This window comes from Mesorhizobium sp. INR15 (genome assembly GCF_015500075.1).
In the GTDB taxonomy this organism is placed as follows: domain Bacteria; phylum Pseudomonadota; class Alphaproteobacteria; order Rhizobiales; family Rhizobiaceae; genus Mesorhizobium.
Genome location: NZ_CP045496.1, coordinates 16,529 through 28,575, shown reverse-complemented (window position 1 = coordinate 28,575; position 12,047 = coordinate 16,529). Strand labels below are relative to the sequence as shown.

Genomic DNA, 12,047 nt, shown 5'->3' with positions numbered 1-12,047 from the left:
ATGTCAGCTTCCTGCGCTAGGGATGACAGGCCCATCCGTTGGAGGCGGTAGGCTCGGAACGTTCGGGAGGACTTCCACCACATTCTCGGCCAGCAGACCGGCAGCGATCGCGCTGGACCGGGGCAGCGAACGTGTGCGTGTGCGCGAGCGGCAAGGCTTCGCGGGTTCTCCTGTGGTTTCGAGACGCCGCCCGGCGCTGGCTTCGAGACATTTGCCCCGACCCCGGGGGCGACAAGGGAGGAACGACAATGAAACAGTTCACTTTGGCGGCCATCATCACAGGCATGCTCGCTGTGCCGGCCATGGCTGCCGACTACAAGATCATGGCCCCGGCCGCCCCTGGCGGCGGGTGGGACCAGACGGCGCGTTCCATGCAGGCAGCGCTTCAGGATGAAAAGATTTCCGGCAGCGTCCAGGTCAACAACGTCCCGGGAGCCGGCGGAACCATCGGTCTCGCGCAGTTTGTCAACCAGGCCAATGGCGATCCGGCCCAGCTCATTGTCGGCGGCTATGTCATGGTCGGCGCGATCCTGACCAACGCGTCGCCGGTAACGCTCGATCAGGTCACCCCCATCGCGCGGCTGACCGGCGAATATGAAGCAATCGTCGTCCCGACCGCTTCCGACATCAAGGACATGGCCGGCCTCGTCGCCAAGCTCAAGGCCGATGCCGGAGCGGTGTCATGGGGCGGCGGCTCGGCCGGCGGCACCGACCACATCACGGCCGGCCTGATCGCCAAGGCCGTTGGCGTTGATCCCACCAAGATCAATTACATCGCCTTTTCGGGCGGCGGCGAGGCGCTGGCCGCGATCCTGGGTGGTCAGGTGACGGTTGGCGTCTCCGGTTACGGTGAATTCGAATCCCAGATCAAGGCCGGCCAGCTCCGTATCATCGGCATTTCCAGTGAAGCCAAGGTCGACGGTATCGATGCGCCGACGCTCAAGGACAGCGGCGTCGACGTCGCCATCCAGAACTGGCGCATGGTCGCGGCCGCTCCCGGCCTCTCGGCGGACCAGAAGGCGGCCGTAGTCGCCGACGTCGACAAGATGGTGCAGTCGGCTTCCTGGCAGAAGACCCTGGCCGACAAGGGCTGGGCGAACACCTATCTCGCCGGCGATGACTTCACCGCGCAGCTGAAGAAGGACACGGACGCGACGGCGGCGATCCTGAAAGATATCGGCCTGGTGAAATGAGCCAGGCGTCCCCGCACGAAGCCCAGCGCCGCCCGGATTGGGCGGCGCTGGTCATTGCCGCCGCCCTGGCCGTTGTCGCCGTGGTGATCGCGTGGAGCACCGCCAGCCACGGCGCCGGGGCCAGCTACGCGCGCGTCGGACCTACAACCATGCCCTACTTCGTCGCCGCGGTATTCGCCGGCCTGTCGGTCTGGACCGCTTTCGAGGCGTTTCGCGGAGACTTTCCGGAACGCGAGCGCCAGGAAATCAGCCCAATCCTGTGGATTGTCGGCGGGCTCGCCGCCCAGATGCTGCTGCTCAAGGCCGCCGGCTTTGCCATCGCCACGGGCCTGCTGTTCGCCGCGACCGCGCGCGCTTTCGGCAGAGGGCCGTTGTGGAAGACAGTACCCATCGGCATCGCGCTGTCATTCGTGATCTGGGTCATTTTCGCCAGGGGACTGCAGCTCTCGCTGCCCGCCGGCCCGCTCGAACATTTGTTTTGAGTGTCTTATGGGAGCTCGTCTGTGAATGGACACGTTTGGTCTGCTGGCGCAGGGATTGCTGACGGCTCTTGAGCCGATGAACCTGCTCTACGCGCTTATCGGCGTCACGCTCGGCACTGCCGTGGGCGTCCTGCCGGGCATCGGCCCTGCTCTTACCGTCGCGCTGCTTTTGCCGGTGACCTACAAACTCGATCCAGCCGGATCGCTGATCATGTTTGCCGGCATCTATTATGGCGGCATGTATGGCGGGTCGACCACATCGATCCTTCTCAACACACCGGGGGAAAGCGCTTCGATCGTCACGGCGCTCGAAGGCAACAAGATGGCGCGCGCCGGGCGCGGCGGGCCGGCTCTGGCCACGGCTGCCATCGGCTCGTTCGTCGCCGGGTTGATCGCCACGATCGGTCTCGCCTTCATCGCGCCAACCGTCGTCAGGATGGCGCTGTCCTTCGGGCCGGCCGAGTACTTCGCCCTCATGGTGCTCGCCTTCATGACCGTTTCGGCGGCTTTCGGCGATTCGACGCTGCGCGGGCTCACCGCGCTTTTCATCGGCCTGGCCCTCGGCCTGATCGGCATAGACCTGCAGACCGGCCAGGCGCGCCTCGCCTTCGGCATCCCCGATCTTCTCGATGGCGTTGAAGTGACGACGCTCGCGGTGGCGCTGTTTGCCGTGGGCGAGGCGCTGACGGTGGCCGCGAGCAAGGGCGGCGACACGACCATCCAGGCCATCAAGGGCTCGGTCTGGATGACGCGTGAGGACTGGCGGCGTTCATGGAAGCCGTGGCTGCGCGGCACCGCCGTCGGCTTTCCCATCGGCGCTATGCCGGCGGGCGGAGCCGAAATCGGAACCTTCCTGTCCTATTCAATGGAAAAGCACCTGGCGGAAAAGCCGGAAGAATTTGGCCATGGAGCGATTGAAGGCGTCGCGGGCCCGGAAGCAGCCAACAACGCTTCCGCCGCCGGCACGCTTGTTCCTTTGCTGACGCTCGGCCTGCCGACGACCGCGACGGCAGCGATCATGCTGGCGGGTTTCCAGCAATTTGGCCTGCAGCCCGGGCCACTGCTGTTCGCCACCAATCCGCAGCTTGTCTGGGGATTGATCGCCAGCCTGCTGGTGGCCAATCTGATGCTTCTGGTGCTGAACCTGCCGCTGGTCGGTGTCTGGGTCCGGCTGCTGATGATCCCGACGCCCTGGCTTTATGCCGGCATCCTGTTGTTCGCGACGCTCGGCACCATCGGTGCCAACCCATCGACCTTCGAACTGGGCATGCTGCTGGCGTTCGGGCTGCTTGGCTATGGGCTGCGCCGTTTCGGCTACCCGATCGCACCTGTTGTAGTCGGGCTCATCCTGGGGCCGATGGCTGAGCAGCAATTGCGCCGCGCGCTGGCCATCAGCCAGGGCGACCCGTCAGTTCTCCTGGGGTCACCGATTGCAGTCGGCTTGATGTTGCTGGCCGCGACGGCGGTTTTGCTGCCGCTCTATCTGCGTGCCCGGGGCAGGGGCAAGGTTCTTGCCCAACTGAGTGCCAGCGAAGACTGAGAGCTCAGAAGCGGCGAATGCCGTCGAAATGGGCAGGATCGATGCCAAGCTTCGCAAGGTCGTCACTGTGCGGACGGTGACCGCGCTCGACGGCGGCGGCAGCGGCAACGGCGCTGCCCAGGGCTCGCACCAGGTGTCCAATACGGCCAAAGGGCTTGTGGGTGTTCATCTTCATCATCCTCCTTTTTTGTGGTTGTCTGCCCTGTAGATAGGGATTTCCAGGCAAACCGGTAGCGACGCGGATGCATGCTTGCCATGCAGCCGCCGCATGGGCCATAGGCCGAACCTGTGAGGTTGCGGGCCAGAGGACTTGAAAGGTGCGGCGCCTTCCGCTATATCAGCCTCAAATTCTTGGTCGGTATGACGAAGAGTGGGTCCACCCGGTCCCGCTCTTTTTTATTACCTGCCGATAGGTTCTATCGAACGACAGGGTTTCAATGACTGCAACGGCAATCGAGGGCGACGACCGCATCATCCGCGAAAGCGGCATCGATGCGCGCATCGCACTGATCATACAGCCGGTGCTGCGGGCGATCGGTTTCCGGCTTGTCCGGGTCCATCTGTCCGGCCAGAACGGGCTGACGCTACAGATCATGGCCGAGCGCGAAGACGGCACCATGACTGTCGAGGACTGCGAAGAAGTCAGCCGCGCGGTGTCGCCGGCACTCGATGTCGACGATCCGATCGAGAAGGCCTATCACCTCGAAGTCTCGTCGCCTGGTATCGACCGGCCGTTGGTCCGCAAGTCGGACTTCACGGCCTGGATCGGGCATCTGGTGAAGATTGAAACGTCGATCATTGTCGCCGACCGCAAGCGGTTCAAGGGCAAGATCGCCGAAGCCGGCGAAAATGACGTCCTGATCGAGCGCGACAAGCCGGCCTATGGCGAGGAGCCAACCGTTCGCGTCCCCTACGATGCGATTTCGGAAACGCGCCTGGTCCTGACCGATGATCTTATTCGCGATGCGCTGTCGAAGGACAACAGGGCGCGCAAGGAAGCCAAGAGACGCCGCGGCGAACCCGACGATGACGCGCCTGAGGGCGTGGAGACGGGCGCGGAAGACGAAACCGAACAGGAAATGTGATTGGGCCGCCGGGCTCAAAAGGCTCGGCAACAAGCTCGGGAGATAAAGACATGGTTGTAAGCGCCAACAGGCTTGAACTGCTGCAGATCGCCGATGCGGTCGCGCGTGAAAAGTCGATCGACAAGTCGATCGTCATCGCCGCCATGGCCGATGCGATCCAGAAGGCGGCGCGTTCGCGCTACGGCCAGGAGACCAACATCCGCGCCGACATCAACCCGAACACCGGCGAGATGAAGCTGCAGCGGCTGATGGAGGTGGTCGAGAAGGTCGACGACTATGCAACGCAGATCGCCATTTCCTCGGCGCGTGAACGCAACCCCGACGCACAGCTCGGCGACTTCATCGCTGAACAGCTGCCGCCGATGGATTTCGGCCGCATCGCCGCCCAGTCGGCCAAGCAGGTCATCGTGCAGAAGGTGCGCGAAGCGGAGCGTGACCGCCAGTATGACGAATACAAGGATCGCATCGGCGAGATCGTCAACGGCACCGTCAAGCGCGTCGAATATGGCAATGTCATTGTCGATCTCGGCCGTGGCGAAGCCATTATCCGCCGCGACGAGTTGATTCCGCGCGAGAACTACAAGTACGGCGACCGCGTCCGCGCCTATGTCTATGACGTGCGCCGCGAACAGCGCGGCCCGCAGATTTTCCTGTCGCGTACCCATCCGCAGTTCATGGCCAAGCTGTTCACCATGGAAGTGCCGGAGATTTACGACGGCATCATCGAGATCAAGTCCGTCGCCCGCGACCCGGGTTCGCGCGCCAAGATCGCCGTCATCTCGCGTGACTCGTCGATTGACCCCGTCGGCGCCTGCGTCGGCATGCGCGGCAGCCGCGTTCAGGCGGTTGTCGGCGAATTGCAGGGTGAGAAGATCGACATCATTCCGTGGTCGCCATCGGCCGCGTCCTTCATCGTCAACGCGTTGCAGCCGGCGGAAGTCGCCAAGGTCGTGCTCGACGAGGACGCCGAGCGCATCGAAGTCGTGGTTCCAGACGATCAGCTGTCGCTGGCTATCGGCCGCCGAGGCCAGAACGTGCGCCTGGCTTCGCAGCTCACCGGCTGGGATATCGACATCCTGACCGAGGCTGAGGAATCCGAGCGCCGCCAGAAGGAATTCGTCGAGCGTTCGTCGCTGTTCATGGAAGCCCTCGATGTCGACGAGATGGTCGGCCAGGTGCTTGCCTCGGAAGGCTTCACCAGCGTCGAGGAAGTTGCCTATGTCGATGCGAGCGAGATCGCATCGATCGACGGTTTCGACGACGACACCGCTTCGGAAATCCAGACCCGCGCCCGCGAATATCTGGAGAAGATCGAGGCCGAGCACGACGAGAAGCGGAAGGCGCTGGGCGTCACCGACGAACTGCGCGAAATCCCCGGCATCACCACCGCCATGATGGTCACGCTGGGCGAGGACGGCGTAAAGTCGATCGAGGACTTCGCCGGTTATGCCGCCGACGACCTGACCGGCTGGAAGGAACGCAAGGACGGCGAGACGAAAGTATTCCCTGGCGTTCTCGCCAGCCATGGCGTGGCACGCGCCGATGCCGAACAGATGGTTCTGGCCGCCCGCCTCAAGGCCGGCTGGATCACCGAAGACGAGCTTGCAGCCGAAGACGTTTCGGCTGACGAAGCCGTTGGTGCGTGAGGTGAAACCGCATCGCACCGAACCCGCTCCAGGACGAAATGAACGATCGCACCTGCATCGTCACACGCAGGCAGGCCGAACCGGATGAACTGATCCGGTTCGTCGTCGGCCCGGATTCGGCCGTCGTTCCCGACATTAAGAGAAATTTGCCTGGCCGTGGTTGCTGGGTGACGGCCGACCGCCTACATGTCGACAAGGCAGCGGCCAAGAACCTGTTTGCCCGTGCCTTCAAGGCACAGGTGACGGTGCCGCCCGACTTTGGCGGCATGGTCGACGGGCTGCTTTCCAGATCTGCTTTGGGCATGCTGGGCCTCGCACGCAAGGCGGGCGCAATTTCGCTCGGTGCCACCAAGGTCGAGAGCGCTGTGCGCGGCGGGTTGGCACTTTTCGTGCTTCACGCCACCGAGGCGTCCGACGACGGCGTGCGCAAGATCAGTCAGGCGCGGCGGGCAACCGTCCATCTCGGTGGCCCCTCCACCCTTGCCTACAAACTTTTCTCCGAGGCCGAGTTGAGCTTGGCATTGGGGGGTACAAATGTGATACATGCTGCCGTTCTCGCGGGAGACGCGGGCAAGGCGGTCCAGAAGCGCATGGTTGCGCTCGACCGATATCGGGGCGGTACCCCGGACGATCTGGCAATGCTTGCGGCCGTTGCTGACGAAGATGATACCGCAGAGGATATGGAATGAGCGATACGAAATCGGGCGACGACAAGACGTTGAGTGTTACGCCGAAGAAGACCTTGACGCTGAAGCGCCCCGGTACAGAGCAGGCCGTCGTGCGCCAGAATTTCTCGCATGGCCGCACCAAGCAGGTCCAGGTCGAGATCAAGAAGCGCAAGTTCTCCATGCCTGGCGACAAACCGGAGCCGGTTGTGGCTGCTGTCGTTGCGCCCGCGCCAGCGCCCGCACCTGTCCTCGCGCCGAAGCCGGCGGTCGTGGCGGCACCTGTCGTACAGGAAGCGCCCAAGGCGCCGCCCCCACCGCCGCCCCCACCAGCGCCGGTCGAACGCAGCGGCATGGTGCTGAACGAACTGTCGCGCAGTGAAATGGAAGCGCGCCGTAGGGCGCTTGAAGGCTCGAAGGTTCGCGAGGTCGAGGACCGCCAACGCGCGGCCGAGGATGCCAAGCGCCGCGCTGACGACGAGGAGCGCCGCAAGCGCGAACGCGAGGAATCCGCACGCCGTCAGGCCGAGGAAGAAGCGCGGTTGCAGACCGAGGCCGAGTCCCGCCGTCGGGCCGAGGAAGAGGCACGCCGTCGCGCGCCGCTGGCCGCCGAACTGGCAACGGTCGACGACGAGGAAGGGGTCAAGCCGAAACGGACTGGCGCCGGCGCGCCGGTGCGCCGCCTGGTCACGCCCGAAGTGGCGCGCCCGGCCAAGCCGACCAAGAGCGAGGAAGACCGCCGCCGTGGCAAGCTGACGCTGAATTCCGCGCTGTCCGACGAGGATGCACGGGCCCGGTCGCTGTCGTCGATGCGTCGTCGCCAGGAGAAATTCAAGCGCGCGATGCACAATGAGCCGCGCGAGAAAGTCATGCGCGAAGTGATCTTGCCAGAAACCATCACCATCCAGGAACTGGCGCAGCGCATGTCCGAACGTGCGGTTGACCTGGTCAAGTTCTTCATGAAGCAGGGCCAGATCCTGAAGCCGGGCGATGTCATCGACGCCGACACGGCCGAACTGGTCGCCACCGAATTCGGCCACACGGTTCGCCGCGTTGCCGAGTCCGACATCGAGGAAGGCCTGTTCAACATCGCCGACAATGCGGAGGATTTGGTGTCACGTCCGCCTGTCGTGACGATCATGGGCCATGTCGACCACGGCAAGACCTCGCTGCTCGACGCCATCCGCAACGCCAATGTCGTGTCCGGCGAGGCCGGCGGCATCACGCAGCATATCGGCGCCTATCAGGTCGAGAAGAATGGTCACAAGATCACCTTCATCGACACGCCCGGCCACGCCGCCTTCACGGCGATGCGTGCCCGTGGCGCCCAGGCAACCGACATCGCCATCCTGGTGGTGGCGGCCGACGACAGCGTCATGCCGCAGACGATCGAATCGATCAGCCATGCCAAGGCTGCCGGCGTTCCGATCATCGTGGCCATCAACAAGATCGACAAGCATGACGCCGACCCGCAGAAGGTGCGTTCGGAACTGCTGCGTCACGAGGTCTTCGTCGAATCCATGGGCGGTGAAGTGCTGGACGTCGAAGTGTCGGCGACCAAGGGCACCAATCTCGACAAGCTGCTCGAGGCGATCCTTCTGCAGGCCGAAATTCTCGACCTCAAGGCCAATCCGGACCGTACCGCCGAAGGCGTTGTCATCGAAGCTCAGCTTGACAAGGGCCGTGGTCCCGTCGCCACCGTGCTGGTGCAGACCGGCACGCTGATGCCGGGCGACATCCTGGTTGCCGGCAACGAATGGGGCCGGGTGCGCGCTTTGGTCAATGACCGTGGCGGGCAGATCAAGGAAGCCCCGCCGGCGATGCCGGTCGAGGTGCTCGGCCTTCAGGGCACGCCGCAGGCGGGTGACCGTTTCGCCGTGGTCAACAACGAGGCTCGCGCCCGCGAGATCACCGAATATCGCCAGCGTCTGGCGCGCGAGAAGGCTGTTGCAAAGCATGCCGGCCAGCGCGGTTCGCTCGAACAGATGATGTCGCAGTTGCAGACGAGCGGGCTGAAGGAATTCCCGCTGGTCATCAAGGGCGACGTGCAGGGTTCGATCGAGGCGATCAATGCGGCTCTCGACAAGCTCGGCACCGACGAAGTGCGCGCGCGCATCGTCCATGCCGGCGCCGGTGGCATTACCGAAAGCGACGTGTCGCTGGCGGAAACCTCGGGTGCGGCGATCATCGGCTTCAACGTTCGTGCCAATGTTCAGGCGCGCCAGGCCGCGGAAGCGGCGGGCATCGAAATCCGCTACTATTCCATCATCTACAATCTCGTGGACGATGTGAAAGCGGCTCTGTCGGGCCTGCTGTCGCCGGAGCGTCGCGAGACTTTCATCGGCAATGCGCAGATCCTCGAAATCTTCGACATCACCAAGGTTGGCAAGATCGCCGGCTGCCGTGTCACCGAAGGCAAGGTCGAACGTGGCGCCGGCGTGCGCCTGATCCGCGACAACGTCGTCATCCACGAAGGCACGCTGAAGACGCTGAAGCGCTTCAAGGACGAAGTGTCGGAAGTGCCCGGCGGCCAGGAATGCGGCATGGCCTTCCAGAACTACGAGGATATGCGCGTCGGTGATGTCATCGAGTGCTTCCGCGTCGAGATGGTCACCCGGACGCTCTGAGTTCGAGCATCCCGTTGGTATCAGGGCGGTGGTCGAAAGACCGCCGCCCAAAGCCCAATGCATGTAGCCCAACCTGCGCAGCGGTTTGGGATAACGACTGCACTTATTTATGAGACATGCGGCGCGGTCCCATCCCGCGCTTCACGATTTCAGGATTGAGAACAATGCCCCGTCCAACCGCATCCAGCCCATCCCAGCGCATGCTGCGCGTCGCCGAACAGGTGCGCCATGCGCTCTCCGAAACCTTGCAGCGCGGCGAGATCATCGATCCGCTGATCGAAACCACCGTGATTTCGGTCTCGGAAGTGCGCATGTCGCCCGATCTGAAGGTCGCTACCGCCTTCGTCTCGCCGCTGGGCGCGAAGGATACCGGCGCGGTGATCGAGGCGCTCAACAAGCACGCGAAATTCATACGCGGCCGCGTCTCCGGCGCGCTTCGGCAGATGAAGTTCATGCCGGAGTTTCGCTTCAAGCTCGACACGTCCTTCGACAATTTCGCCAGGATCAACGATCTCCTGAAATCGCCTGAAGTGGCGCGCGATCTGGCTGCGGACGACAACAAGGACACCGAATAGTGGGACGCCGTGGCAAGAAGAAGGGCCGGCCGATCTCCGGCTGGCTGGTGCTGGACAAGCCGGTCGGCATGGGTTCGACTGAAGCCGTCTCCAAGATCAAATGGTTGTTCCAGGCCGACAAGGCCGGCCATGCTGGCACGCTCGATCCGCTGGCGTCCGGCATGCTGCCGATCGCGCTCGGCGAAGCCACCAAGACCGTGCCTTACGTGCAGGATGGCGCCAAGATCTATCGCTTCACGGTTGCCTGGGGCGACGAGCGCTCGACCGACGACCTCGAAGGGCCGGTGACCAAAAGCTCCGAACAGCGCCCGTCTGAAGCCGAGGTGCTGGCGCTGCTGCCGAAATACACCGGCGTCATCATGCAGACGCCGCCGCAATTCTCCGCCATCAAGATCGCGGGTGAACGCGCCTACGACCTCGCCCGCGAGGGCGAAACGGTCGACATCCCCGCGCGTGAGGTCGAGATCGGCCGCCTCGATATTGTCGAGCACAGTGGCGACCACACCGTTTTCGAAGTTGAGTGCGGCAAGGGCACCTATGTGCGTTCGCTGGCCCGCGACATGGGCCGCGACCTCGGCTGTTTCGGCCATATTTCCGAATTGCGGCGGGTCGAGGTCGACCCGTTCACGGCGGAAGACTTCGTCACCATCGCCGAACTGGAAGCCGCCCGCTTTGGCCAGCAGGACGAGGAAAATTCCGAATCCGAAAACGCAGCTGATGCGGTGGAGACGCCGGTGGATTTCACCGCGATCGACGCGCTTCTCGTCGACACGTCAGCCGCGCTCGATTGTCTGCCGCAGATCGCCATCAGCGACGATGCGGCAACCAAGATCCGGCTCGGCAATCCGGTCATCATCCGTGGCCGCGATGCGCCCGTGGAGGCAGAGGAAGCCTGTGCCACGGCACGCGGCAAGCTGGTGGCCATCGGCGCCATCGAACAAGGCATGTTCAAGCCCAAGCGGGTCTTTGCCGGGTAAGTCCGGTCGTCTAGTGTTCGGCGAAAGACTAGGCTGAGGGACATATGACAAAGGCGGATACGGTGAAGAAGCGGGCGCCGGTGACAACGCGGCGGCCGCCAGTTGGCGCCTCGCCCGGCACGCTGATCGCCGATCCGGCGGCGCGGCGCTCGGAATTGCGGCTGACCCTGATCTCGCCGCAGAAATTCAAGACCATCGAAAATGCCAGCATCGATGACGTCGTGGCCAATTGCGACAAATGGCCGGTCATCTGGCTCGACTGCACCGGCCTTGCCAACATCGCGCTGATCGAGGAGATCGGCCGGATTTTCAGCCTGCATCCGCTGGCGCTTGAGGATGTCGTCAACACCGGCCAGCGGCCGAAGGTCGACTTCTTCGAGGATCACGCCTTCGTCGTCGTCAGGATGATCGATGACGTGACAGCGCACCGCTACGAGCAGATCGCTGTCTTCTTCGGCAAGAATTTCGTCGTTACCTTCCAGGAGCGTGAAGGCGATCCGTTCGATCCCGTACGCAAACGGATCGAGAGTTCGGCGCCGAACCGGCTGCGCGCGCGCGGTGCCGACTATCTGGCCTATGCGCTAATCGATGCCATCGTCGACAGTTATTTCCCGCCGGTCGAGGCGGCCGGCGAGATGGTCGACAGCATCGAGGACCAGATGCTGCACACACCGCACAAGCATCAGATGCGGCAGTTGCACGAATTGCGGCGCGACGCCAATGTGCTGAAGGGCGTGCTCTGGCCGATGCGCGATGCGCTGGCGACACTGATCCGCAACGACGTCCCCTATGTCAAGGCCGAGACCAAGGTCTTCCTGAACGACACGCTCGATCACGCGCTGCGGCTGATCGAGCTGGTCGAAACCCAGCGCGACATGCTGACCGGCCTGATCGAGATGCACCTGTCCTTGAGCCAGGCGCGCACCAACGACGTTATCAGCTATCTGACCATCGTCTCAGTGATCTTCATGCCGCTGACCTTTCTTGTTGGGGTCTGGGGGATGAACTTCAGTCCCGACGCGTCGCCATGGAACATGCCGGAGCTGCGATCCTACTACGGCTATCCGGCATCGCTGCTGTTCATGGCGCTTGTCGCATTTGGGCTGATCGCCTTCTTCAAATGGAAGAAATGGCTTTAGCAGAGGCAAAACCTGCCATTTCGGCCTGAAAAGCCGGCTTGTGAATTGGGCTGGTGTTTTTGTCGGAATTGCACTATATGCGCCGCAGCATAGCGCCTTGACGCTTTGCATGCACGGC

At 63.4% G+C, this 12,047-nt stretch carries 11 protein-coding genes; 10 read left to right on the top strand and 1 reads right to left on the bottom strand.

The genetic code is table 11. The features are described from left to right. Window positions 1-248: 248 nt before the first annotated feature. Genes GA829_RS00135 through GA829_RS00125 form a run of 3 tightly spaced genes read left to right on the top strand, consistent with a single transcriptional unit; the run spans window position 249 to window position 3,215 of the window. A complete protein-coding gene (locus GA829_RS00135) occupies window positions 249-1,193 on the top strand; it encodes a Bug family tripartite tricarboxylate transporter substrate binding protein (protein ID WP_195176588.1) in 945 nt (314 codons plus the stop codon). Continuing rightward, entirely contained in the window at window positions 1,190-1,675 is a 486-nt protein-coding gene (locus GA829_RS00130) for a tripartite tricarboxylate transporter TctB family protein (RefSeq protein WP_195176587.1), read from the top strand. Before GA829_RS00135 ends, GA829_RS00130 begins: the two co-directional genes overlap by 4 nt. A gap of 25 nt (window positions 1,676-1,700) precedes the next feature. Next, window positions 1,701-3,215, top strand: a complete 1,515-nt coding sequence (locus GA829_RS00125) for a tripartite tricarboxylate transporter permease (RefSeq protein ID WP_195176586.1) — start codon at window positions 1,701-1,703, stop codon at window positions 3,213-3,215. A gap of 4 nt (window positions 3,216-3,219) precedes the next feature. Here GA829_RS00125 and GA829_RS00120 read toward each other — a convergent pair whose 3' ends face one another. Beyond that, window positions 3,220-3,384, bottom strand: coding sequence for a hypothetical protein (locus tag GA829_RS00120; protein ID WP_195176585.1), 165 nt, complete (start codon window positions 3,382-3,384; stop codon window positions 3,220-3,222). A gap of 268 nt (window positions 3,385-3,652) precedes the next feature. Between GA829_RS00120 and rimP the strand changes: the two genes are divergently transcribed. From rimP to corA, 7 genes are all read left to right on the top strand, one after another. Further along, window positions 3,653-4,300: a ribosome maturation factor RimP gene (gene rimP, locus GA829_RS00115; protein ID WP_195176584.1), complete on the top strand. Its 648-nt coding sequence runs from the start codon at window positions 3,653-3,655 to the stop codon at window positions 4,298-4,300. 50 nt (window positions 4,301-4,350) lie between these two features. After that, window positions 4,351-5,946 carry a transcription termination factor NusA gene (gene nusA, locus GA829_RS00110; protein ID WP_195176583.1) on the top strand — a complete coding sequence of 532 codons (1,596 nt, stop codon included), beginning with the start codon at window positions 4,351-4,353 and terminating at the stop codon, window positions 5,944-5,946. Window positions 5,947-5,984: 38 nt separating this feature from the next. Beyond that, window positions 5,985-6,635 (top strand): RNA-binding protein, encoded by a 651-nt coding sequence (locus GA829_RS00105; RefSeq protein ID WP_195176582.1) that lies wholly within the window; start codon window positions 5,985-5,987, stop codon window positions 6,633-6,635. Then, window positions 6,632-9,238 carry a translation initiation factor IF-2 gene (infB, locus tag GA829_RS00100; RefSeq protein ID WP_195176581.1) on the top strand — a complete coding sequence of 869 codons (2,607 nt, stop codon included), beginning with the start codon at window positions 6,632-6,634 and terminating at the stop codon, window positions 9,236-9,238. The genes GA829_RS00105 and infB overlap by 4 nt, the downstream gene beginning before the upstream one ends. A gap of 164 nt (window positions 9,239-9,402) precedes the next feature. Beyond that, on the top strand, window positions 9,403-9,813 hold the full coding sequence (gene rbfA, locus GA829_RS00095; protein ID WP_195176580.1) for a 30S ribosome-binding factor RbfA: 411 nt from the start codon (window positions 9,403-9,405) through the stop codon (window positions 9,811-9,813). After that, complete coding sequence (truB, locus tag GA829_RS00090; RefSeq protein ID WP_195176579.1) at window positions 9,813-10,790, top strand: tRNA pseudouridine(55) synthase TruB; 978 nt, start codon at window positions 9,813-9,815, stop codon at window positions 10,788-10,790. The genes rbfA and truB overlap by 1 nt, the downstream gene beginning before the upstream one ends. A 44-nt stretch (window positions 10,791-10,834) precedes the next feature. Beyond that, complete coding sequence (gene corA, locus GA829_RS00085) at window positions 10,835-11,929, top strand: magnesium/cobalt transporter CorA (protein WP_195176578.1); 1,095 nt, start codon at window positions 10,835-10,837, stop codon at window positions 11,927-11,929. Window positions 11,930-12,047 lie beyond the last annotated feature (118 nt).